Annotated in this window: 26 protein-coding genes; 12 read left to right on the plus strand and 14 right to left on the minus strand. The window is 73.1% G+C overall.

What is annotated here, in order from left to right; all coding sequences use genetic code 11:
* The first annotated feature begins 59 nt into the window (after positions 1-59).
* Together ABT026_RS19695 and ABT026_RS19700 are read left to right on the plus strand one after the other, a co-directional pair.
* Positions 60-812: a hypothetical protein gene (locus tag ABT026_RS19695; protein ID WP_351115936.1), complete on the plus strand. Its 753-nt coding sequence runs from the start codon at positions 60-62 to the stop codon at positions 810-812.
* Between the two features lie 159 nt (positions 813-971).
* Positions 972-1,382, plus strand: a complete 411-nt coding sequence (locus tag ABT026_RS19700) for a RidA family protein (RefSeq protein ID WP_351115938.1) — start codon at positions 972-974, stop codon at positions 1,380-1,382.
* A 316-nt stretch (positions 1,383-1,698) separates the two neighbouring features.
* Here the strand turns inward: ABT026_RS19700 and ABT026_RS19705 are convergent, their stop codons facing one another.
* From ABT026_RS19705 to ABT026_RS19725, 5 genes are all read right to left on the minus strand, one after another.
* Positions 1,699-3,894 (minus strand): hypothetical protein, encoded by a 2,196-nt coding sequence (locus ABT026_RS19705; protein WP_351115940.1) that lies wholly within the window; start codon positions 3,892-3,894, stop codon positions 1,699-1,701.
* 76 nt (positions 3,895-3,970) lie between these two features.
* The gene (locus ABT026_RS19710; protein ID WP_351115941.1) at positions 3,971-4,744 is read right to left on the minus strand and encodes a class I SAM-dependent methyltransferase; all 774 of its coding nucleotides are present in this window, start codon (positions 4,742-4,744) and stop codon (positions 3,971-3,973) included.
* A 218-nt stretch (positions 4,745-4,962) separates the two neighbouring features.
* A complete protein-coding gene (locus tag ABT026_RS19715) occupies positions 4,963-5,619 on the minus strand; it encodes a DUF998 domain-containing protein (protein ID WP_351115942.1) in 657 nt (218 codons plus the stop codon).
* A 141-nt stretch (positions 5,620-5,760) separates the two neighbouring features.
* Positions 5,761-6,180 (minus strand): VOC family protein, encoded by a 420-nt coding sequence (locus ABT026_RS19720; protein WP_351115944.1) that lies wholly within the window; start codon positions 6,178-6,180, stop codon positions 5,761-5,763.
* Positions 6,181-6,190: 10 nt separating this feature from the next.
* Positions 6,191-6,607: a helix-turn-helix domain-containing protein gene (locus ABT026_RS19725; RefSeq protein ID WP_351116073.1), complete on the minus strand. Its 417-nt coding sequence runs from the start codon at positions 6,605-6,607 to the stop codon at positions 6,191-6,193.
* A gap of 147 nt (positions 6,608-6,754) precedes the next feature.
* On the opposite strand from ABT026_RS19725, the gene ABT026_RS19730 reads away from it, so the two are divergent.
* Positions 6,755-7,729 (plus strand): LLM class F420-dependent oxidoreductase, encoded by a 975-nt coding sequence (locus tag ABT026_RS19730; protein ID WP_351115945.1) that lies wholly within the window; start codon positions 6,755-6,757, stop codon positions 7,727-7,729.
* Between the two features lie 96 nt (positions 7,730-7,825).
* Positions 7,826-8,269 carry an SsgA family sporulation/cell division regulator gene (locus ABT026_RS19735; RefSeq protein ID WP_351115946.1) on the plus strand — a complete coding sequence of 148 codons (444 nt, stop codon included), beginning with the start codon at positions 7,826-7,828 and terminating at the stop codon, positions 8,267-8,269.
* A gap of 148 nt (positions 8,270-8,417) precedes the next feature.
* Here ABT026_RS19735 and ABT026_RS19740 read toward each other — a convergent pair whose 3' ends face one another.
* Positions 8,418-8,912: a DUF6328 family protein gene (locus tag ABT026_RS19740; protein WP_351116074.1), complete on the minus strand. Its 495-nt coding sequence runs from the start codon at positions 8,910-8,912 to the stop codon at positions 8,418-8,420.
* A 207-nt stretch (positions 8,913-9,119) separates the two neighbouring features.
* Here ABT026_RS19740 and ABT026_RS19745 point away from each other — a divergent pair, with 207 nt between their 5' ends.
* Complete coding sequence (locus ABT026_RS19745; protein ID WP_351115948.1) at positions 9,120-9,467, plus strand: hypothetical protein; 348 nt, start codon at positions 9,120-9,122, stop codon at positions 9,465-9,467.
* Between the two features lie 104 nt (positions 9,468-9,571).
* Here ABT026_RS19745 and ABT026_RS19750 read toward each other — a convergent pair whose 3' ends face one another.
* Positions 9,572-10,555, minus strand: coding sequence for an aldo/keto reductase (locus ABT026_RS19750; protein WP_351115949.1), 984 nt, complete (start codon positions 10,553-10,555; stop codon positions 9,572-9,574).
* Between the two features lie 190 nt (positions 10,556-10,745).
* Here ABT026_RS19750 and ABT026_RS19755 point away from each other — a divergent pair, with 190 nt between their 5' ends.
* Positions 10,746-11,198, plus strand: a complete 453-nt coding sequence (locus tag ABT026_RS19755) for an SRPBCC family protein (protein WP_351115950.1) — start codon at positions 10,746-10,748, stop codon at positions 11,196-11,198.
* Positions 11,199-11,222: 24 nt separating this feature from the next.
* On the opposite strand, the gene ABT026_RS19760 is transcribed toward ABT026_RS19755, so the two are convergent.
* The 3 genes from ABT026_RS19760 to ABT026_RS19770 form a co-directional block, all read right to left on the minus strand.
* Positions 11,223-11,942, minus strand: coding sequence for a ribonuclease H family protein (locus tag ABT026_RS19760; RefSeq protein WP_351115951.1), 720 nt, complete (start codon positions 11,940-11,942; stop codon positions 11,223-11,225).
* A gap of 75 nt (positions 11,943-12,017) precedes the next feature.
* Entirely contained in the window at positions 12,018-12,815 is a 798-nt protein-coding gene (locus ABT026_RS19765) for a VOC family protein (protein ID WP_351115952.1), read from the minus strand.
* Between the two features lie 92 nt (positions 12,816-12,907).
* Entirely contained in the window at positions 12,908-13,405 is a 498-nt protein-coding gene (locus ABT026_RS19770) for a VOC family protein (RefSeq protein WP_351115953.1), read from the minus strand.
* Between the two features lie 197 nt (positions 13,406-13,602).
* On the opposite strand from ABT026_RS19770, the gene ABT026_RS19775 reads away from it, so the two are divergent.
* Entirely contained in the window at positions 13,603-14,238 is a 636-nt protein-coding gene (locus ABT026_RS19775; RefSeq protein WP_351115955.1) for a ClpP family protease, read from the plus strand.
* 2 nt (positions 14,239-14,240) lie between these two features.
* Positions 14,241-14,834 carry a ClpP family protease gene (locus tag ABT026_RS19780; RefSeq protein ID WP_351115956.1) on the plus strand — a complete coding sequence of 198 codons (594 nt, stop codon included), beginning with the start codon at positions 14,241-14,243 and terminating at the stop codon, positions 14,832-14,834.
* A 20-nt stretch (positions 14,835-14,854) separates the two neighbouring features.
* Here ABT026_RS19780 and ABT026_RS19785 read toward each other — a convergent pair whose 3' ends face one another.
* The 3 genes from ABT026_RS19785 to mgrA form a co-directional block, all read right to left on the minus strand.
* On the minus strand, positions 14,855-15,343 hold the full coding sequence (locus ABT026_RS19785; RefSeq protein ID WP_351115957.1) for a helix-turn-helix domain-containing protein: 489 nt from the start codon (positions 15,341-15,343) through the stop codon (positions 14,855-14,857).
* Positions 15,344-15,465: 122 nt separating this feature from the next.
* On the minus strand, positions 15,466-15,918 hold the full coding sequence (locus ABT026_RS19790; protein ID WP_351115959.1) for an ATP-binding protein: 453 nt from the start codon (positions 15,916-15,918) through the stop codon (positions 15,466-15,468).
* A gap of 172 nt (positions 15,919-16,090) precedes the next feature.
* A complete protein-coding gene (mgrA, locus tag ABT026_RS19795; RefSeq protein ID WP_351115960.1) occupies positions 16,091-17,089 on the minus strand; it encodes an L-glyceraldehyde 3-phosphate reductase in 999 nt (332 codons plus the stop codon).
* Between the two features lie 109 nt (positions 17,090-17,198).
* Here mgrA and ABT026_RS19800 point away from each other — a divergent pair, with 109 nt between their 5' ends.
* Together ABT026_RS19800 and ABT026_RS19805 are read left to right on the plus strand one after the other, a co-directional pair.
* Complete coding sequence (locus tag ABT026_RS19800; RefSeq protein WP_351115961.1) at positions 17,199-17,708, plus strand: mycothiol transferase; 510 nt, start codon at positions 17,199-17,201, stop codon at positions 17,706-17,708.
* Positions 17,709-17,896: 188 nt separating this feature from the next.
* Positions 17,897-18,352 carry an SPW repeat protein gene (locus ABT026_RS19805; protein WP_351115963.1) on the plus strand — a complete coding sequence of 152 codons (456 nt, stop codon included), beginning with the start codon at positions 17,897-17,899 and terminating at the stop codon, positions 18,350-18,352.
* A 103-nt stretch (positions 18,353-18,455) separates the two neighbouring features.
* Here ABT026_RS19805 and ABT026_RS19810 read toward each other — a convergent pair whose 3' ends face one another.
* Positions 18,456-19,925: a hydrolase gene (locus tag ABT026_RS19810; protein ID WP_351115964.1), complete on the minus strand. Its 1,470-nt coding sequence runs from the start codon at positions 19,923-19,925 to the stop codon at positions 18,456-18,458.
* Positions 19,926-20,136: 211 nt separating this feature from the next.
* Between ABT026_RS19810 and ABT026_RS19815 the strand changes: the two genes are divergently transcribed.
* Entirely contained in the window at positions 20,137-20,400 is a 264-nt protein-coding gene (locus ABT026_RS19815) for a GlsB/YeaQ/YmgE family stress response membrane protein (RefSeq protein ID WP_351115965.1), read from the plus strand.
* Positions 20,401-20,720: 320 nt separating this feature from the next.
* Positions 20,721-22,466 carry an alpha/beta hydrolase gene (locus ABT026_RS19820; protein ID WP_351115966.1) on the plus strand — a complete coding sequence of 582 codons (1,746 nt, stop codon included), beginning with the start codon at positions 20,721-20,723 and terminating at the stop codon, positions 22,464-22,466.
* The last annotated feature ends 52 nt before the right edge of the window (positions 22,467-22,518 follow it).

Below are 22,518 nucleotides of genomic sequence, written 5' to 3' on the forward strand. Positions count from 1 at the left end.
ATAGGCCGACGCGCCCGTACAACCAGGAAGGAGCGGACATGTCGACATAGAGTCCCGTCATGGGTCACTGGCTGTACCGGAACATCGTCGAGCCCGGCAAGCTTCCCCTGCTGCTCGCTCTCACGGCCTTCGTCGTCACCTTCGCGGTCACCCGGCTGGTGACCCGGATGATCCGGGCCGGCCGGGGACCGTTCCGCAACGTCGAGACGGGCGGCGGCGTGCACGTCCACCATGTGGTGCCCGGAGTGGTGCTCACCGTGGCGGGCGGCTTCGCCGCGGTCGCGAGCGGCGACCACGGGTTCGGCGCCTGGGCCGCCGCGGTGGTCTTCGGGGTGGGCGCCGGACTGGTGCTGGACGAGTTCGCGCTGATCCTCCACCTGGCGGACGTCTACTGGTCGGAGGCGGGCCGCAAGAGCGTCGAGGTGGTGGCGATCACCGCCGCGCTGGCCGGGCTGCTGCTCGCGGGGTTCCTGCCGTTCGGGGTGGACGGCCTCGACGAGGGCGACCGGGAGGGGCGCGGCACCGTGGCCGTCACGGTCGTCGTGCACTTCCTGCTCGCGCTGCTGGCCCTGTCCAAGGGCAAGGCCCGGGTGGCCGTCTTCGGCCTGGTGGTCCCGTTCGTCTCGCTGGTGGGCGCGGTCCGCCTCGCCCGCCCCGGCTCCCCCTGGGCCCGCCGCTTCTACCGCCGTCGGCCCCGCACCTCGGCCCGCGCCGAGCGGCGGGCCGAGCGGCACGACCGGCGCTGGTCGGGCCGGCTGCGCACGCTGCAGGACTGGATCGGCGGCCGCCCCGACGACGAGCCGCCGCGCTGACGGCCTGCCCGTTGCCGGGGTGGTCGGCCCTGTGCCCCGGGGTGGCCTCATGCCCGGGGTGGCCGGCCCTGTCCGGAGGCGGCGCGACCGGCCCGGAAACCGGGCGCGCCGGAGGCGGCCGCTCGGTAGCGTGTGACGTCCTGTCACAGAAGGGAACGCATGTCCGGCAACGACAGCACCACTTTGGTCCACCCCTCCGTCGACGGCCTGGTGCCCGGCAACGGTTACAGCCCCGTGGTCGTGGCGGAGGGACGCCTCGCGGTGATCTCCGGCCAGATCCCCCTGGACGCCGAGGGCCGGGTGGTCGGCGAGGGGGACGTCACCGCGCAGGCCCACCAGGTCTTCCGGAACCTCGGGCTGTGCCTGGAGGCGGCCGGCGCCTCCTTCTCGGACGTGGTGAAGCTGGGCTTCTACGTCACCCGGATCACCGACCTCCCCGAGGTGCGGGCGGTCCGTGACCAGTACGTCGACCTCAGCCGCCCGCCGGCGAGCACGGCGGTGGCGGTGTCTGCCCTGATCCGCCCCGAACTCCTGCTGGAGGTCGAGGCCTTCGCGGTGCTCCCCCGGTGACCGGGGCGGCTCCGCGGGACGTCGCTTTCCGGCTTCCCGTCGGCCGCGTCGGCTTCGGCGCGATGCGCCTTCCCACCGCGCCGGGGCCGGGTCGTGACCAGGCCTTCCAGGTGCTGACGCCTGCGAGGCGGCGGGCGTCGCGTTCCTGCCGTGGCGTCCGGTCGGCCGGGCCGCCGGGCGCCCGCTGACGGCCGTCGCGTCGCGGGCGCCTGGGTGAGAGCCATTGCCTCGGCGCGGACGCCCGCGCCAGGGCCGTTGCCTCGGCGCGGACGCCCGGGCCAAGGTCGCTGCCTCGGCGCGGACGCCCGGGCCGGGGTCATCCCCTCGCGCCCCCGGCGGCGGCGAGCAACGCGCGGGCGCCGTCCCGGAACGCCTCGTCCTGGCCGATGATCCGGTTCTCCAGTCCGGAGCGCACGATCCGCGCGTCGCCCTCGGCGAGGTCCTCCAGACGGCGGAGGCAGTCGGCGGGGAGGGCCTCGACGCCCAGGGCCTCCAGGGCGTCGAGCGCGCCCGCCGGGTCGGCGTCCGCCTCGGCCGCGTCCAGCACGGCGGCGGCGAGTGCGGGGCGGTCGAGAGCGGCGGGGTCCGCGACGGCGGCCAGGGCGAGGACCGCCGCCGGCGTCTGCTCCGGGTCGGCGAGGAGGATCTCCAGACGGGCCGTCAGCGGGCGTCCGGCCGGACCGGTACGGGCGGCCGCCCTGGCCGCGCGCACCGCGGTCCAGCGCGCCCAGGGGTCGCCCTCCGTCCGGGCGAACACGGAGTCCAGGACCGCGACGGCGGTGCCGGCATCGCCCTCGACGCTCCACAACGCCATGGCGATCGCCGTGTCGGCGTCGAGCACCGGGTGGACGGCGCGGTCGTCGGGGTCGCTGAGCGCGGCACGGAGTGCAGGTGCGAGCGAGGCGGCCCGGGGTCCCAGCTCCGCCGCCGCCGAGGCCGCCTCCGCGACCTCCCGGGCCCCCGCCGTGAGCTGCCGGGCCAGACGGTCCAGCAGGGGTGCGTGGTCACCGGTGAGGGCGTGCAGGGCCCGGGCGGCCGGCAGCGCACCGCCGCCCGGCGCGGCCTCGCCGGCCACGGCGACGGAGCGCAGTGCCTCGGCGGCACGGGTGCGTTCGGCGGGCGGACAGGCCGCGGCGACCGCGGCCACGGCCGGGGCGACCTGGACGGGAAAGCGCGGGAGGAGCTCCAGGAGCTCCTCGAGCGTGACTGCGGACCGCGCTCCCCACCCCGTCAGCAGTCCCGTCAGGCGCCACACCTCGGCGCTGTCCAGGTCGTCCGGTTCGCGCAGGCGGCGGCGCACAGCGTCGAGGAGTCTCTCGTGGTACGGAAGGGCGCAGGCGTCGAGCGGCGCGTGGAATCCGGCGGCGGCGTCCAGGGCGCGTGGCCGCCGCTCGAGTGCGCCGGCCAGCAGGGGCGCGGCCTCGGCGGGGGCCGTCAGCACGAGCGCGGCGAGGGCCCGGTCCGCGTGATCGTCCTCCCGCTCCGGGTTCCGGCCGGCGAGCGGGGCGAGCGCCGGCGCGGCCTGCGCCGCGGCGGCCCCCAGGCGGCCCAGCAGCGAGGAGACGTCCACCAGGTCGCGCTCCTCGGGCGCGCGCCCCGCGTCGGCGCCGACCGAGGCCAGCAGGCCGGGGACCAGTCGCCGCGGTGCGCTGCGGGACAGCGCGCAGGCCCGGTCCGCCGCCCAGCGGGCCTCCTTGCGCACCTCCTGCCGGTCGTCGCGCAGGGCGGTGTCCAGCAGGGCGAACACTCCCTCACGGTCCGCCCGGTCACGCCGCTCCAGCAGCGCCTCGACGACCGCGCACAGCGGCTCCCCGCGGTCCAGGTGCATGCCCGCCGACATCAGCGGGTCGGCCGGAAGGACGGAGAGCATGACGGTGTGGTGCTTCCCGCTCCACGGCGTGCCGGCGTCGAGATCGGCGAAGACGGCGGCCAGGCGCAGCTCGGCGGGCTGCTCGACGTCCAGGACGTGCGCGGCGAGCGCCGCGCCGAGCGACGGGTCGAGGCGGGCGATGCCGGTCAGCACCTCCGCCCGCGCGGCCGGGTCGTGCTCCTTGTCCCAGCGGGCGCGGAGCGCGGGCAGCGCGACCCCGGACGCCCGGCTGTGCGCGACGGTCCAGACGGCCCAGCGGCGGACCTCCGGATCCTCGTCCTCCGACAAGGGCAGCAGCAGCGGGAGCTGCGCCGCCACGGCCTCCCGGACCGCGCCCGGCGCCACCTGCCACTCGTCCTCGCTCTCGGCCATGCCGCCGAGCAGTCCCAGCACGTCGGTGGTCCGCCGTCCGGCCGCCGCGAGACGGGCCAGGTAGGGCACGGTCTCGACGGTCGCGGCGTACACCGTCCCCTGGTGCAGGACGGATCCGTACAGCTCGGACAACGCCTCGTCGGCCGCGCCGTCGTCCGGCCCCGCCAGGGCGCGCAGCAGGTCGGGGAGGTCGTCGGCGGCGCCGTAGGCGTGGGAGACCGCGGACCAGGGAAGGTCGTCCAGTCCGTCGAAAGCGTGTGCGAGTTCCATGGGGCGCATCGTGCCAGGCCACTCCGACACCTCCGGCGGTGACGGCCGGGGCAGGAGCGGTACCCGGGTGTGCGGTTCAGGCGGGCGGCCCGGGCCGGCGGAAGAGGCCGGCCCAGAGGAAGGGTTCGCCGAACGTTCCCGACCCGGGAGCGGGCCGGCGCATCCGGCGGAGTTCCACCTCGGTGTGGTCGGAGAAGATCCACCTCAGGTCGTCGTCGCCGTACGCCACTCCCCCGTGCAGGCCGGCGTCCCGGTAGAGGGCGAGGTCGGGCAGTTCCGTCCCGGAGTTCTCCTCGCCCGCGGCGAAGCAGCCGATGCCGAAGGCGCCGCCGGGGGCCAGGAACCGGTCCAGGAAGGCGAGGTAGCTGACACGGCGGTGCGGGGGCAGGTGGTGGAAGCAGCCCGAGTCGTAGATCAGGTCGTAGCTCCCGTCCAGGTCGTCCTCGGTGAGGGTGAAGGCGTCGGCCCGGTGGAACCGCGCCTCGACGCCCGCCTGTTCGGCGCGTTCCCGCGCCCAGGCGAGCGCCTTCGGTGAGAGGTCCACCGCGTCGACGGCGAACCCGTGCCGGGCGAGTCGCAGCGTGTTGCGGCCCGGGCCGCACCCGAGGTCCAGGGCGCGGCCGCGGGCGCCCCGGGTGACCAGGCCGCGGTCCAGCCAGGACGCCAGGCTCTCGTCGGGATCGGCGGCGAAGAAGGGCACGCCGCGGGAGCGGTCCGCGTAGAACCGGTCCCACCAGTGGGCGCCGCCGTCCGTCCACCGGTCCGCCCCGGGGGCGAACAGGGCGTCCATCAGCCTCAGTACGTCGTCGGTGGTGCGAACACTGCGCATGCTCCGTGGGGTGCGTTCCATCGCTGAATTCTAGGCGGAGAAGGGGAGTTGACCCAGGCCGGAGCCGTCGGGCGTACCGCTCGGAGGGGTCGTGCGGGGCCTGCGCGCACGGCGCCGTCAGGTGCTCCCACGACTGCCGCGCCGCACCGCGAGCGGTGCCTCCGGCGGCCGTGACGGCGCCTTTCCGCGAGCCGCCGAGGCTGCCGGTCCGACTTCTTCCGGCGCGCCCCGGAGGAGCCTCATCCGGGCCGCGTCGTCGGCCACGTCACCTTGTCGAGACGTCCCAGCAGTCCGGCCAGGCCGATGGCGAAGGCCCACAGAAGGATCGGATAGGCCGCGACGCGCTCCATGCCGCCCGTCCCGAGGCCCAGGTCCCGCTGGAGGACGAGCAGCACGCAGCCGGTCGACCCGGTGGCCGCCGCGACCACCGCGGCCCGGCGCCACACCCTCGGGACCCGGTCGGCGAGGCCGATACCGGCCAGGAACAGGGCGGCGTTGCCGACAGCGAGCGCCAGCACCGCGCCGAGCACGTGAACGGGCTCGTCGACGTCGGCGGGCGCGAGGCCGGCCAGGGCGAATCCGGAGGCGGTGGTGGCCAGCGCGGTGCGGGCCACCAGGCCGGCCGGGCCGCGCCGCCAGAGGCCGCCGGCCAGCACCACGCCGGCCAGGAACAGCACGCTGAGGGCGATGAACGAGCCGTTCATCAGGTCGTGCTCCGGCGAGCACACGTAGCGCGGCTCCCGTCCCTGCGGGCCGCAGGTGACGTTCCCCAGGTCGCTGATGTTGTGCACCGCCCAGCTGTAGGGGCGCGGCCACGCGGACTCCACGATCGCGTGGATCACGAAGAACTGCGTCACCCCCACCACCCACGCGGCCTGTCCGAGCCGGTCGCCCACCTGCGCCTCCTCGCACGACGTCGGTGGGACCAGTCGACCAGCCGGCGGCGGTCCCGGCACCCGGGACGGCCCCCGTGCGGGCGGGCGGCTCACCCGTCCGGGCCGCCGCGCCGCGGCACCGGCAGCCGCCGAGCGGGAGGCTCAGCCCTTCCGGGCCTGCTGGAAGCGGATCATGTTGCCGGCGGGGTCGCGGAAGGCGCAGTCCCGCACGCCGTAGTGCTGGTCGGTGGGCTCCTGCAGCACCTCGCCGACGCCGGCGGAGCGGATGCGTTCGAAGGTGCCGTCGACGTCGTCGGTGGCGAAGATGACGGCCCGCAGCAGCCCCTTGGCGAGGAGGTCGGCCATCGCCTGCTGGTCGGCGGGCGAGGCGTTCGGGTCGGCGAGCGGCGGCTCCAGCACCACGGAGACGTCGGGCTGTGCCGGGGAGCCGAGGGTCACCCAGCGCATGTTCTCGAAGCCGACGTCGTTGCGCACCTCGAGCCCGAGGGCGTCGCGGTAGAAGGAAAGCGCCTTGTCGTGGTCGTCGACGGTAATGAAGCACTGCGAGAGTCTGATGTCCATGCGCTCCACGCTAGGCGCGGGGGGCGGACTTCGCTTCTCCGTTCCTGATCGGTCGCGTGTACAGCTTGGCGACGCAGGGCGGCACGGCCGCGCCGGCCGAGTGGTCCCTGGCCCGGTAGGCGCTGGGCGTCTCACCGACCAGCTCGGTGAAGCGCGAGCTGAAGGATCCCAGGGAGGTGCAGCCGACCGCGAAGCAGACCTCGGTGACCGACAGGTCCCCCCGGCGCAGCAGGGCCTTGGCCCGCTCGACGCGGCGCGTCATGAGATAGCTGTAGGGGGTCTCCCCGAACGCGGCGCGGAAGCTGCGGGAGAAGTGGCCGGGCGACATCAGGGCGACCGCGGCGAGGGCCGGCACGTCGAGCGGTTCCGCGTAGTCGCGGTCCATGGTGTCCCGCGCCCGGCGCAGCCGGACCAGATCCTCGAGCATCACCTGTCCAGCCTGCCACAACGACGGGCGGCCGACCGGCGTTCGAGGCCGCTCGCCCCTGTTCCGGCAAGGCCGGGGCCGGCGGTGAGATCCACCGAGCGGCCCGTCCCGCGGTTTTCCGCCCCTTATGTCGGGAACGCGGCGGGCATGGTGCGATTCGGCTACACGATGATGACCGAGCAGGCAGGGCCCCGGGAGCTGGTGGGGCACGTGGTGCGGGCCGAGGAGGTGGGCTACGACTTCTCGGTGACCTCCGACCACTACTTCCCGTGGCTGCGCGAGCAGGGGCACTCCCCGTACGCGTGGGCGGTGCTGGGCGCCGCGGCGCAGGCGACCTCGCGGATCCCGCTGATGACGTACGTGACCTGTCCGACCTACCGCTACCACCCGGCGGTGGTGGCCCAGAAGGCGGCGACCCTCCAGCTGCTGTCCCAGGGCCGGTTCCGGCTGGGCCTGGGGTCGGGCGAGAACCTCAACGAGCACGTCGTCGGCGAGGGCTGGCCCCCGGTGGACGTGCGGCACGAGCAGTTCGAGGAGGCGGTGGAGATCATCCGCGCGCTCTTCGACGGCGGGCACGTGACCTATCACGGGGAGCACTACCAGGTGGACTCCGCCAAGCTGTGGGACCTGCCCGACCAGCCTCCGCCGATCGGGATCGCCGTGTCCGGGGAGCAGTCCTGCGCCCTGGCCGGCCACTACGCCGACCTGGTGATCGCGACGGAGCCGAAGAAGGACCTGCTGGATCTCTTCGACCAGCACGGCGGCGAGGGCAAGCCGCGGGTCGGGCAGCTGCCGGTCTGTTTCGACCCGGACCGCGAGGCCGCGGTCGCCCGGGCGCACGAGATGTTCCGCTGGTTCGGACTGGGCTGGAAGGTCAACGCGGAGCTGCCGCATCCCGACTCGTTCGCCTCGGCCACGCAGTTCGTGCGGCCGGACGACGTCGCCTCCTCGATCCCCTGCGGCGACGACCCGGAGGCGTACGTCGAGGCGGTGCGGCCCTACGCCGAGGCCGGCTTCACCGAACTGGCCTTCGTGCAGATCGGCGGGGACGAGACGCAGTACCCGTTCCTGGAGTGGTCCGAGCGGACGCTGCTGCCGGAGTTGCGCAACGCTTTCGGCTGATCGCCCCGCCCGCGGAAGTCGTGGTCATGGCTGCCGTGAGTGGGGGTAACAGGGTGGGCACGGTACATCTCCCGTCCACTCCCCCCGGAGGTCTCGATGAAGTCGAGCGCGTTCGTGCACAGGGCCGTTGTGATGCAGCTCCAGTCCGGCGGGAGCGGCGACGACGCCAACCGCTTCGCGGTGCTCGCCCACCTCAGCTACGACATGGAGGACCCCTTCGCGGTCACCGCCACCTTCAGCCATGACGGCCGGGTGCTGGCCCGCTGGCGACTGGCCCGGGAGATGCTCGCCGAGGGCCTGCGCCGTCCGGTCGGCGAGGGCGACGTGCGCTTCTCCCCGCGCTACGCCCGTGGCTGGCACGAGCTGCGGATGGACTTCTACGGGGAGCACAAGGGGGACGGCGAGCGGCACCACGCCGTGGTGCACGCCTGGGCGCCGGCCGTGGAGCGGTTCCTGGAGGAGACGTACCGGGTGGTCGCCCCCGGCGACGAGCAGGTCGAGGTGGACAGCTTCCTCTCGGAGCTCCTGGCCAACGGATGAGACCACGCCCGGGGCGCGGCGCGAGAGCCCCCGGCCGGCGGTCACGCCGGACGGACGGGGCGGACGGAGAAGGAACAGGAACAGGACGGACGGAAGGCCCGGTCCCGCGGATGGGGACCGGGCCTTCGGCATGTCGCCCCGGGGGGCGTTACTTGGAGGTGTAGCGGTAGCGGGTCCACAGCGGGAGCACGAACCAGCACAGGATGTACCAGGAGAGCACCCCCGCGACCAGGTAGGGCACGAAGCCGTCGTGGGTGGCGACGCGGAGCACGAGAAGCAGCGCGGACGTCATGGTCCCCAGCAGCAGGACCAGGCCGGTGAAGGTCACCCGGGCCGCCCACTGCACGGCCTGCGGTTTCACCCGGCGGCCGGAGACTATGCGGTGCAGGGCGACGGGTGCGATGAGCGCACCGGTCGTCGCCGCGCCGAGGACCACGGTGACCAGGTAGATGCGCCGGTCGGTGCTGCCGAGTTCCTCGTAGCCGGGCTGGAAGACGACGGTGAGCAGGAAGCCGAAGAGGATCTGCACGCCGGTCTGGGCGACCCTGACCTCCTGGATCAGTTCGCCCCACTTCCGGTCGGCCGCCTCCTCCTCCGTCTCGTTGCGGCCTCTGTTGAGCTGCCGGCCTATGCCGTCGCTCAGGCCGTCGTCGTCCGCGGATCGGTTACCGCTCACCCTTACTCCTGTTCGCCGGGTACTTCGTACGAGTGCCCCTTCTGCCCGTGATTCCCCAGGCCAAGCAGGCATGACCGGCCGGTAGGCGGGTCGGCCGGTTTCGGGCCTCGGCGGCGCGGATACCCGTCAGGCTGCAATCAGGCAGGCGATCTGGGCCGAGGGAGTCCGTTGACCATGACCGGCACACAGCTCACCATCACCCTCACCGGAGGGCACTGCTCCGACGCCCAGGCGGTTCTGCGCACGCTGGAGCCCGTCTTCGGGCCTCCGGACTCGCAGCCGAAGGACGAGCACGCCACGGTGCACACCGCGCTCTTCGGGAGCGGCGAAGGCTCCGCTCCCACCCCGCCGGACACCTCGGGACGCACGGGGGTCGCCGATCCGGTGACCGTGACCCTGCAGGGCACGCCCGAGGCGGTCCACAAGGCGGGCGAGACGCTGTCCGCGGCGTTCACGGTCCGCGACCAGGGGACCGTGTCCGGGGACCAGGAGCAGGAGCGGGAGCTGCTCATCGAGGCGTGACCGCGGGCGGTACGGCACCGCCGGCAGCACGACGCCGCAGGCGTACGACGGAGGGCGGGACCGGTCAGTGCGACCGGTCCCGCCCTCCGTCGTACCCTGCCTGGCTACCAGCGGTTCTCGACCTGCTCCTTGATCCTGCGCTCGTAGAGTTCGCGGATCGCCGCCAGCGTCTCCTCGGAGAGCGGCGGCAGGGAGGCCGCCTCGGCGTTGGTGCGGGCCTGCTCCGGGGTGCGGGCGCCGGGGATCACGGTGGTGACGCCGGGCTGCTGCATGATCCAGCGCAGCGCGGCCTGGGCGGGGGTGAAGCCCGCGGGGACCAGGCCGGAGAACTCCGCCGCGGCCTCGACGCCCGTGGCGTAGTCGACGCCGGAGAAGGTCTCGCCCTGGTCGAAGGCCTCGCCGTGCCGGTTGAAGGTCCGGTGGTCGTTCTCCGCGAAGACGGTGTCCTTGGTGTACTTGCCGGAGAGCAGCCCGGACGCCAGCGGCACGCGGGCGATGATGCCGACGCCGGCCTCGGCGGCCGCGGGCAGCACCTCGAGCAGCGGCTTCATGCGGAACGGGTTGAGGATGATCTGCACACTGGCCACGTGCGGCCGGGCGATGGCCTCCAGCGCCTCGGCGCAGGTCTCGACGCTGACGCCGTAGGCGGCCGTGCGGCCCTCCTCGACCAGGGTGTCCAGCGCGTCGAACACCTCGTCGGTGGAGTAGACGGCCGTGGGCGGGCAGTGCAGCTGGACCAGGTCCAGGCGCTCCACGCCGAGGTTGCGGCGGGAGCGGTCGTTCCACTCCCGGAAGTTCTTCAGGACGTAATTCTCCGGGATCTGGTCGACCCGGCGGCCCATCTTGGTGGCCACCGTGACGTCCAGGTCGGGCCGGCCGCGCAGGAACGCGGCGATGGTCTGCTCGCTGCGTCCGTCGCCGTAGACGTCCGCGGTGTCGAAGAAGGTGATGCCGGACTCCGCGGCCGCCTCGAGGACGGCCAGCGCGTCCTTCTCGTCGACGTCGCCCCAGTCGGCGCCCAGCTGCCAGGTGCCGAGTCCGATGACCGAGAGGTTCTGCCCGGACCTGCCGATTACTCGCTGTTCCATACCGGCAAGTCTGTCACGCCCCGTGGCGCGGCGGCCTGCCGGGCACGGGTCGCGGGGACGGGCCCGGCCGCGGACCCCGCGGCGGACCCGGTCGCGGAGAGCGGGCTTCCGCTTTCTCGCGCGATCCGGTTTGCCTCCGGAGCGGGCGGCAAGACGCAAGTCACGCAAGCTACACGAAGGAGGACATCACGTGTCCGTGATCGAGGAATCCATCGAGGTCCGAGTTCCTGTGCACACCGCGTACAACCAGTGGACGCAGTTCGAGACCTTCCCCGAGTTCATGAGCGGGGTCGAGCGGATCGAGCAGCGCACCGACACGCTCACGCACTGGGTGACCAAGGTGGACGGCGTCAAGCGGGAGTTCGACGCCGAGATCACCGAGCAGATCCCGGACGAGTGCGTCAGCTGGACCACCGTCGACGGGGACACCAAGCAGGAGGGCCGGGTCACCTTCCAGCCCGTCGCCCCCGGCGCGACGAGGGTGAACCTGCGCATGCGGCTCCAGCCCGAGGGCGCCGCCGAGAAGATCGGCGACAAGCTGGGCTTCGTCGAGCGCAACGCCAAGGCCGACCTGGCGCGCTTCAAGACGTTCATCGAGGAGCGCGGCACCGAGACCGGTGAGTGGCGCGGCACCGTCCTGTGACGGCGCCACGCCGGTGACATCGCCTCAGCCGGCCGCGCGGCACTCCGGATGGCCCCAGCCCTGGCCGACCTTGGCGATCTCCTCGCCGGCCGGGTAGCCGCGACCGCAGACTCCGCACCTGCCGGGGAACTTGGCCTTCAGGGTCCTCGCCGACCCCCCGGTGGAGGCGGCCCGCCCGCCCGTACGCGCACCGCGCGTACGGGCGGGCGTCTTCTTGCCCACGGGCGTCGGGGACGGCGGGGGTTCCGGGGAGTTCAGGGCGCTGCCCGCGCCCTGCTGAGCGATCGCGGCCTGACTGGCGGCCCGGTCGGCGAAGTCGTTCAGCGGGTCGCCGTCCACCTGATGGGCCGCCACGTACCGGAACTCGACGGCGCGCCCGGCCAGCAGTTCGTCGATGCGGACCACCAGTTCCCGGTTGGCGACGGGCTTGCCCGCGGCGGTCTTCCACCCGTTGCGCTTCCAGCCGGGCAGCCAGGTGGTGACGGCCTTCATCGCGTACTGGGAGTCCATCCGGACCTCCAGCGGCACCGCGGGGTCGGTGGCGGCGAGCAGCCGCTCCAGGGCCGTCAGCTCGGCGACGTTGTTGGTGGCGGTGCCGAGGGGGCCGGCCTCCCAGCGGGTGGGCTTGTCGGGGGTGTCGCCGTTCTCGGCGAGGACCCACGCCCAGGCGGCGGGACCGGGGTTTCCCTTGCAGGCGCCGTCGCAGGCGGCGACCAGTCGTTCAGCACGCATGGACACGATCATCCCACGCACGTCGCGCGGCCCCGCCCGAGGGGAGCGGGACCGCGCGGCAGCCTTCCGGGCCGGGTCGGCGCGCGGTCAGCCGACCTCGTCCATCGGCGGCATCTCGCCCTCCGTGGTGTCCGGGTCGAGGACCGAAAAGGCCGCGCCATGGGGGTCGGTGAGGCTGGCGAAGCGGCCGAACGGGCTGGTCACCGGCCCGTACCGGCACCGTCCGCCCAGCTTCTCGGCCCTGGCGACGGCCTCGTCGCAGTCGGGGACGGCGAAGTAGACGTTCATGAACGGCCCGACCTCCGGCGGGAAGTCCTCCGTCATCTGCATCCGGCCGACCAGCGGGGCGCCGTTCAGCTCGTACACCCGGAAGTCGATCTTGTCGTCGGGCATCTGCTTCTGGGTGTAGGAGAAGACCTTCGGGAAGAAGGCGTCGGCCTTGCCGGCGTCGCGGGTGTAGACCTCGGCCCAGCAGAAGGCGCCGGGCGTGCCGACGGTGTCGAAGCCGGTGTGCTTCGCCGGCTGCCAGAGGCCGAAGACCACGCCGCTCGGGTCGCGGGCGATGCACATGGTGCCGAAGTCGCCGACCTGCATCGGCTCCATGACCACCTCTCCCCCGCTCTCCCGGATCCGCGCGGCGGTGGCCGCGGCGTCCGGGGTGGCGAAGTAGAGACACCAGGACGCCTGTTCCTCGGCGCCCGGCATCGGCGGGACCACCGCGGCGACGGCCTTGCCGTCCGCGTAGGCCTCGGTGTAGTTGCCGAACTCGGTGCTGGACTCGCCGAAGGTCCAGCCGAGGACCTCTCCGTAGAACTTCTTGGCCCCTTCCACGTCGGCGAACATCGCGTCCGCCCAGATCGGGGTGCCTTCGGGTTGTGCGGCCATGGTGCGGCCTCCTTCGTGGTCGTCGGGCATTTCGCGCCGGTCGGGTGGGGACCTCGTGCGCGGGCGGGGGCCTCGGTGCTCGGGGCCGTCCGTCAGCCGGCTTCGGCGGCCGTCCGCATCTCCGCCACGTCGAGCCGCCGCATCGTGAGCATCGCGGCCATGGCCCGGCCCGCCTTCGCCCGGTCGGGGTCGCGCATGAGTTGGAGGGCCTCCTTGGGGATCACCTGCCAGGACAGCCCGTACTTGTCCTTCAGCCAGCCGCACTGGCTCTCCTGGCCGCCGTCGCCGATCAGGGTGTTCCAGTAGTGGTCGGCCTCCTCCTGGCTGTCGCACATGATCTGGAAGGAGATCGCCTCGTCGAAGTGGAACAGCGGGCCGCCGTCGAGGGCGGAGAACCGCTGGCCGTTGACGGTGAACTGGACCTCGACGACCGACCCGTTCTCGTCCGGCGTGACCTTCTCCGGTCCCGCCTCGGAGAACCGGTCGACCCGCTCGATGCGCGAGTCGGGGAAGACCGAGACGTAGTACTCGGCCGCCTCTTCCGCCTGGTTGTCGAACCAGAGGCAGGTGGTGAATCCGTTGCTGTCCATCGGTTCCTCCCGATCGTCCGCCGTTCACCACTGTCGACCGGCCGGAGGGCCGAAACTCATCGGCCCGTGGCGCGCGGGCCCGGGATCTGCCGTGGGCGAATCTGCCGCGGGCAGAGAAGTGCCCCGGTCAGGGGCGGGCGGGGGCATGGTCGAAGGCAGCGCACCCTTTCGGCTCGAAGTCTTCAGGAGGACCTCGCATGCTTCCACCGCAGTACGCCCCCCGGGCGCAGCAGGACGACACCCCGTCCACGCCCTTCGACGACCAACTGGCCTCGGCGCTGCTCGCGCAGCGCATCGTGATGCTCGGCACCCAGGTGGACGAGGTGTCCGCCAATCGGGTGTGCGCCCAACTGCTGGTGCTGTCCGCGGAGGACCCGCGCAGCGACATCGGCCTCTACATCAACAGCCCCGGCGGCTCGGTGACCGCCGGTCTGGCCGTGTACGACACCATGCGGGCGATCCCGAACGACGTGTCGACCCTGGTCATGGGGTTCGCGGCGAGCATGGGCCAGTTCCTGCTGACCGTGGGCGCGCCGGGCAAGCGGTACGCGCTGCCCAACGCGCGGATCATGATGCACCAGCCCTCGGCCGGCATCGGCGGGACCGCCGCCGACATCGAGATCCAGGCCGAGAACCTGGAGTACACCCGGGGACAGATCGAGCGGATCATCGCGGACCACACCGGGCAGAGCAGGGAGACCGTCTCCAGGGACTCCGACCGGGACCGCTGGTTCACGGCCGAGCAGGCCAAGGAGTACGGGATGGTCGACCGTCTGGTCGGCTCCTTCGACGAGGTGCGTCCCAGCGCCTCCCGACGCCGGACGGGGCTGTGACCATGGCGAGCTACACGGTTCCGTACGTGACCGAGCGCACCGCGCGCGGTGAGCGCTCCTCCGACGTGTTCAGCCGTCTGCTGTCGGAGCGGATCGTCTTCCTGGGCACCGAGATCGACGACGGGGTGGCGAACGTGGTCATCGCGCAGCTGCTCCACCTGGAGTCGGACGCGCCCGACCACGAGATCGCGCTCTACCTCAACTCCCCCGGTGGCTCGGTGACCTCACTGATGGCCATCTACGACACCCTGCGCTTCGTGCGCGCGCCGATCGCCACCTTCTGCGTGGGCCAGGCCGCGTCGACGGCGGCGGTGCTGCTGGCCGGCGGCGACCCTGGGCGGCGGTTCGTGCTGGAGCACTCGCGGGTGCTGCTGGGCCAGCCGGCCAGTGCCGGCAGCCAGGGGACGGTCGCCGACCTGGCGCTGCGGGCGCGCGAGATGGGGCGGGTGCGGGCCCAGATGGAGGAGGTGCTGGCCCGGCACACCGGCCACGACACGGCGACCCTGCGCGCGGACATGGACCGGGACAAGGTGTTCACCGCCGAGGAGGCGGTGGCCTACGGACTGGCCGACGAGGTGCTGACCGCGCGCCGCTGACGCGCGGTCCGCGTCGCGCGTCAGGCCGCCAGGCACAGGCCGTCGGGGTGCGGAACTCCGCGCTGCGGGATTCCGTGCCGGGCGATTCCGTGCTGGGCGATTCCACGCTGCGGGACGCCCCGGCGGGCGGCTTCGCGGTGCGTGACGGAGCCGGACACGGCGCCGGGGGCCGCGGTGAGGTCGCTGTGGACGCGGACGAGCAGATCCCCGAGGCTCAGTCCCAGGGCGCGGGCGGCGGCCGCGAGGACCTCCGAGGAGGCCTCCTTGCGGCCCCGCTCCAGCTCCGAGAGGTAGGGCATCGAGATCCGCGCCGCCTCGGCGACCTCCTTGAGGGTGCGCCCTTGGGCGAGCCGCTCGCGGCGCAGGGCGTCACCCACGAGGTCGCGCCACAGGGGCTCCCGGGCACGTCCCGCCGGACCTGACGCCGGACCGGACGCCGGACCGGATGCCGGGCGGTCCGCCGGGCGGCGGAGGGGAACGGGGGTCCGGGAGGCTTCGTGGCTGCTCACCCTTCTCAGCCTAGGCCGCGGCCGGGACCCGGCAAGGGTGCCCGCGACGGTTCCGCTCAGAGGTGAATCGGCGTGCCCGGTGCGCGGGCGCGGCCCCTCCGGCGGGGCCGCGGCGGGCGGGCTCAGACGCCCAGGCGCAGGGTGGCGCGTATCCGCTTGCCGACCGGGACGCGCTCCACGACGACCTCGTCGGCGAGGGCGTGGACGATCTCCAGGCCGTGCCGCCCGACGCGCTTGGGGTCCCGGGGAAAGATCTGGGGCAGCGCGACGCTGCTGTCGTAGACCGTGACGGTCACGCGGTTGTCCGACCCCTCGAGCTCGAGGATGTACGGACCATGGCTGTGCCGGTCCGCGTTGGTGACCAGCTCACTGACCACCAGGAGCAGTTCCCCGCCGTAACGCTCGTCGGCCGTGGCGCACCACTCGCTCCTCAACTGCTCGAGGAACTGTCCCGCGAACTCCCTCGCCTCGGCGATGCACCCCGGTTCACCGGTGTAGTGCGTCGCACGGCGCAGAGGTTCCACGGGGACGTCGAAACCCGTTGTCACCACGGCCCCGTCCAGGTGCTCGATCATGCGTGTCTCTCTCGGATGCCGGCCCGGCCGGATACTGATGCGCCTGAGCTTGTACCCGGGTCGGGCCCCGGCACTCGTCCCAGACCGAAATTTGCGTAACACCGCGTTCACGAGGGGTGGCCCCGCGGGAGGCCGGACCTCCCGCGGGCCCTCGGGGACACGGGCCGCGGGCTCAGCCGGCGGCGCGCAGGACCTCGTCGATCCGGGACAGCTCGTCGTCGTCGAAGGCGAGGTTGCCGATGGCGGCGACCGAGTCCTCGAGCTGCTGCGGGCTGCTGGCCCCGACCAGGGCGGAGGTGACCCTGCCGCCGCGCAGCACCCACGCCAGCGCCATCTGGGCCAGCGACTGGCCGCGGGCGGCGGCGATCCCGTTGAGCGTCCGCAGGTGGCCGACGAGCTCGCCGGTCACCTTGTCGGCGGTCAGGAACGGGCTGTCGCCGGCGGCGCGGGAGCCCTCCGGGATGCCGTCCAGGTAACGCGAGGTGAGCAGGCCCTGCTCCAGCGGGGAGTAGACGATCGACCCGACCTGGAGCTCGTCCAGGGCGTCGAGGAGACCGCTCTCCTCGGGGCGGCGGTCGAGCATCGAGTAGCGCGGCTGGTGGATCAGCAGCGGCGTCCCGAGCCCCTCGAGGATCCGGGCGGCCTCGCGGGTCTCCTCGGGCGAGTAGTTGGAGACGCCCACGTACAGCGCCTTGCCCTGCTGCACCGCGGAGTGCAGCGCGCCCATGGTCTCCTCGAGCGGGGTGTCCGGGTCGGGACGGTGCGAGTAGAAGATGTCGACGTACTCCAGGCCCATCCGGGACAGGCTCTGGTCCAGCGAGGAGAGCAGGTACTTGCGCGAGCCCCACTCGCCGTAGGGGCCGTCCCACATCAGATAGCCGGCCTTGGTGGAGATCACCATCTCGTCGCGGTAGCGGCGCAGGTCCGCCTTGAGCGCCTCGCCGAAGGCCGACTCGGCGGCGCCGGGCGGCGGGCCGTAGTTGTTGGCCAGGTCGAAGTGGGTGACGCCCAGGTCGAAGGCCCGGCGCAGGATGGCCCGCTGGGTGTCGACGGGGCGGTCGGGCCCGAAGTTGTGCCACAGACCGAGCGACAGCGCGGGAAGCTTCAGACCGCTGCGCCCGGTGCGCCGGTAGGGCATCTGCTCGTAGCGGCCGGGATGGGCTGTGTACAACGTGACTCCTGGTGTCGTGCGTGTCGGTGCCGGAGATCACTCTTCCTCACCTGACCTCGCCCGGTCCAACCGCCGAGCGCCCGGGCCGGTTCCGGCGGAGGCTGGAGACATGCACGCAAAGGACATTCTGATCGAGGCACACGGCCGGATCCGCGAGGAGGTCCACGCGGCGGTCCAGGGACTGGACGCCGAGCGGCTCGCCGCGCTCCCCGCTCCCGCAACGAACTCCGTCGCCTGGCTGGTCTGGCACCTGACCCGGGTCCAGGACGACCACGTGGCGGACGCGGCCGGACGGGAGCAGGTGTGGACAGCGCAGGACTGGCACGGCCGGTTCGGGCTGGGGCTGCCGGTGTCCGACACGGGCTTCGGGCACGACGCGGCCAAGGTGGCGGCGGTGCGGGTGGACTCCCCCGACCTGCTGACCGGCTACTACGACGCGGTCCACGAGCAGACGCGGGGCTTCCTGCGGGGCCTCGGTGCCGGCGACCTGGAGCGGATCGTCGACGAGCGCTGGGATCCGCCGGTGACGCTGGGCGTCCGGCTGGTCAGCGTCCTGTCGGACGACCTTCAGCACGTGGGGCAGGCGGCGTACGCGCGCGGACTCCTGGAGAAGCGGTGAGGCGCGCGCCCGGGAGCCGAGGCCGTGCGCCGGCCCCGTGGCCGGGCCTGTGAGCTGCGACAGTGACCTGCATTACACATAACGGGTGAATCGGGGCAGAATGGAACAGGTGCGGGCCTACCTGCCCCACAGTCGATTCCTTCCGTCCGCAGTCGCGGGCAGGCCTGAGATCTCGAAGGAGACGAGTCATGGCCAACGTCTCGCACCCGCGTGGTGACATCTCGAGTCACCCCGACGTACTCGAAATGAGGGAGCAGTACGCCCGTTCCCAGCAGGGACCCAATCTGGGGATGCTCGCCGCACCGCTGGCCCTGGTCGGCGTGTTCTGTGCGGCATCGCCGTGGATCCTGCACTTCACCGGCAGCCAGCCGCCGCTGGTGCAGCACAACGTGATCGTCGGCGCGGCGATCCTCGCCCTCGCGATCTGCGCGGCCGCGAGCCCCACCCGCATGGGCGCGCTCGGCTGGGCCGCTGCCGCTCTGGGCGTCTGGATGATCATCTCCCCCTGGGTGGTGGGAACCGCCCCTGACGCCGGCGTGATCATCACCAACGTCTGCATCGGCGCTCTGGCAATCTGCCTGGGAGCCGCGTGCGCCTTCATGGGCATGAAGGGAGCCCGCAAGAAGGCGGCCTCCAGGTTCTGACGTCGTCGTACGACGACGTCGCAACCGCGGTCCGCCGCCCAGGCGGCGGGGCCCGGCCGGGTCACTCCGGCGGGGCCCCGCCGTCGTCCGTGCGGCGGGCCGCTCAGGCGACGTCGAGCGCGGTGTCGTCGATGACGAACGAGGTCTGCAGCTTGGAGCCCTCGGTGACCGTGTACTTGAGGGTCACGGTCTGACCCGCGTAGGCGCTCAGGTCGAACGAGCGCTTGGTGTACGTGGAGACGGCGTTGACGTTGGAGTAGGTCGCCAGGGTGCGCAGGACCGTGCCGGAACCGTTGAGGACCTGCACCTTGAGGGTGTCGTAGGCCGTGGTCGCGGTCTCCGCGGTGTCGATCTTCAGGTGGAAGCCGAGCGAGGCGGAGCAGCCGGCCGGGACGGTGACCGACTGGGACAGCGTCTCGGTCACCGCGGTGCCGTGGCCGCCGAGCCATGCGTAGTAGGAACCGGTCCGCGGGGTGCGGGCGGTGCTGTTGGTGATGACGCCGCTGCTCGCCGACCAGGTGGCGGCCCCGGACTCGAAGCCGTTGTTGCGCAGCAGTTGGGCGGCCGCGCAGGTGGTGGAGGGCGGAGGGGTGGTGCCGCCGCTCTCGCCGCCGGAGAGCCAGGCGGTGGCGTTCAGGGCGAGCGGTGCGTTGGTGGCACCCGGGTCGTTCCACCCGTCGTAGAGGGTGTTGCCCGACTGGCCGGTGCCGTCGTCGACGGGCGAGGTGTCACCCCAGAACGCGACCCGGCCACTGCCGAAGGTGCTGGTGGCGAAGAAGGCTCCGGTGGTGCCGGAGTAGCCGGTCCGGTACAGCAGGCCCTTGACCGAGGAGTTGTCGGCCGGGCGCAGCGTGGCGGTGGTGCCGCTGGCGATCAGGCTCTTGCTGACGTTGCCGAAGGCTCCGTGCAGCACGGGGTCGGCGCTGTCGTTGATCGCGGCCGGGAAGTCGGAGCTGACGTTGAGGGTGTCGACGGTGATGCCGAAGGGGTTGGTCGCGTCGACCGAGTTGTTGCTCATCAGGTCGTTGAAGACCTCGACGGCGTCGTAGCCGTCGTTGTTGCGGTCCGCGCCGGTGTGGTCGGCGATCATGAAGAGTCCGCCGCCCCCCTGGACGAACTTCATGATCGCCGTCTTCTCGGCGGCTGTGAAGAGGGTGTTGGGCTCGGGAATCACCAGGGTGTCGAAGTTGGCGAGGTCCAGCGCGGCCGTGCCGCCGTAGCTGAGCGAGGAGCCGGACGGCAGCGTCTTCATGCTGTACCCGCCGGCCTTCTGCAGTGCGACGCCCCAGGCGGAAAGCGCCCCCGTCCAGTCGGTCTCGGCGGAGGGGGCCGAGTCCTGGAGCAGCGGGTCGGGCTGGCTGGTGGAGATGATCCAGTCCGCGTTGCCCGCCGTCTCGGCGTGAGCGTTGTCGAACAGGATCCGGGGACCGGTGGCCTCCGCGGCGGCTGCGGCAGCGGCGGCCGGGGCCTCCTGCGGCTGCGCCGCGGCGCCGGCGACGCCTCCGGCGAGGAGCGCGGTGACGGCGAGGGCCGTGGCGAGGCCGCGGCGGCGGATACGACGGGGTCGGAGCATCCGGCATACCTCCTGAGGGGGGATCAGGGCGGGAAGAGGGGGTGCGGGTTGGGGCCCGCTCTCCGCGCGTAGACGGATACTGCCCAGCCCGCTACGCGCGTCAAACGGCTGAACCGTACATGACACTGCGACAGGACCGTGCGGGCGGAGCGTGCAACTGACGCGCGGGGGCACAAGAACCGCACGACGAACCCGAAGGGATGGGGAAAAGATGGAGGTCTCGGGCATCATCAGCGCGATCCTCATCGGCATCGTGATCGGCGTGCTGGGCCGGCTCGCCCTGCCCGGGCGCCAGCACATCGGGGTGCTGTGGACGATCGTGGTCGGCATCGCGGCGGCGCTGATCGGCTCCGCCCTCGCCGGAGCGTTCGGGGTGCGCAGCACGCACGGGCCGGACTGGATCGAGTGGCTGATCCAGATCGCGCTCGCCGCGGTGGGCGTGGCGGTGCTGGACCGCAGTCGCGCCACCCGCTGACGCGCGGCGCCGGGTACGCCGAAGGGCGGGGAGGACAGCGGTCCTCCCCGCCCTTCGCCGTGCCCGCCCGCCCACCTCGGACGGAAGGCCTCCCACCTCGGGCAGGATGCCCCCGCCTCGGGGCGGTGTCCGCGCCTCGGGGCGGTGTCCGCGAACCTCGACGCCGTACCCACGAGCCTTGACGCCGCGCCCGCCGAGCCTCGGCGGGGTGCCCGCGAACCTCGCGCCGCGCCCGCGTACCCCGGGCGGGTCGCGTGGACGGGCGGGGAGTGTGCGGCGCGCCTATCGTGGGCTGCGGCCGTCCACCCCAGGAGGCTCGCATGCAGGGACCGTGTTCCATACGCGTCGCGGCCAAGGCGGCCGCGCTGGCCGTGCTCTGCGCGGCACTGCCCGCCGCTCCCGCCGCGGCGAAGGCCGACGGGTCGGATCCGCCGCACCGCCTGAAGCGCTTCTACGACCAGCGCGTCGTCTGGCACCCCTGCGACGCCGAGGAGGCGCCGCTGGACCTGCAGTGCTCGGCCGTCGCCGTGCCCCTGGACTACGCCCGCCCCGGCCGCGGCTCGATCCGGCTGGCGCTGGCCCGTTTCCGGTCCACCGCGGACCGTCCCCGCGGGTCGCTGGTCCTCAACTTCGGTGGCCCCGGCGGTGAGGGCGTCGGCCGGCTGGCCATGGCGGGCAAGGACTTCATGCCGCTGGCCGAGGAGTACGACGTGGTCACCTTCGACCCCCGGGGGGTGGGCCGATCCTCCCCGGTCACCTGCGGCGAGGCCGCGTACTCCGGCTCCCCCGGCTCCTCGGGCCCGCCCCCCGGCCCGCCCGGCTTCCCCGGCTCCCCCGGTTCCCTCGACTCCCCCGGATCACCGCGCGACGACGCGCGGGACGAGGCACGCGGCGATGCCAGGGACGACACCGGGGACGGGGCAGGCGACGCCGAGGACGACGGGCCGAACGCGAGCGCCTCGCCCGACCGGGTCGCCGACGGCGATCCCCACCCCTACCTGCGCCGGCTCCGCGAGGTCGCCGAGGCCTGCGCGGCGAGTTCCGGCCCGGTGCTGGAGCACATGGGCACCGTGGACGCGGCCCGGGACATGGACGTCATCCGCCACGCCCTCGGCGACCGCCGCCTGAACTACCTCGGCTTCTCCTACGGCACCCGGCTCGGCGCGGTCTACGCGGCCCAGTTCCCGCGCCGGGTGGGCCGGTTCGTCCTGGACGGCGTCGACACCCTCACCGAGCCGCCCGTCGAGCAGGCCCGGGCCGGCGCGGCGGGCCAGCAGGCGGCCCTGGAGCGCTTCCTGGCCTGGTGCGTGCGCGACATCGCCTGCCCCTTCGGCCGCGACGCCCGCACCGCGCCCCGTCAGGTGGAACGCCTGGTCGACACCCTGGACGCGCATCCCGTGCCCACGGCCGGAGGCCTCGGTTTCAGCGGTCAGGAGCTGGTGGCCGCCCTCGGTCAGGCGCTGTACAGCCGCGCCCTGTGGCCGCCGCTGGAGAGGGCGGTGTCCGACCTGGTGGAGTACGGAGACCCGCGGGGTCTCCAGGGGTTCACCCAGGGCGCCTTCGCCCCGCCGGTGTTCGGTCCCGACGCGCCGCGGCGGCCCGAGCAGCCGGTGCCGCTGGACAACCCGCCGGCCGCCCTGCTGGCCGTCAACTGCGCCGACGCCCCCGAACGCCCGTCAGCGGAGCGGATCGCGGCCGGTCTGGACGCCATGCGGGCCTCCTACGAGAAGGCGTCCCCGGTCTTCGGCCGCTACCGGCTGGCCGAGGCGCTGATGTGCTACGGCCGGCCCGCCGGAACCGACTTCGTCCGGGAGAAGGTCCGTGACCTCAAGACCCCCCGGATGCTCCTGGTCGGCACCCGCGGCGATCCCGCGACGCCGTACCGGTGGACGGTCGAGACGGCACGGCGGCTGGGTTCCTCCGCGGTGGTCCTGGACAACCGCGGCGAGGGGCACACGGGCTACGGATCGTCACGCTGCGTACAACGGACCGTGGAGGCTTTCCTCGTCCATGGCGAACTGAAGGGCGGTTCCTGCCCCGCGGAGGACCCCGAAACGGGAGACTGACGTTCCGCCAGCACACCAGTGCTAATCACCAACTCCCCGTGTCACAAGAGAC

Source organism: Streptomyces sp. NPDC002734 (assembly GCF_040295685.1).
Classification (GTDB): Bacteria; Actinomycetota; Actinomycetes; order Streptomycetales; family Streptomycetaceae; genus Streptomyces.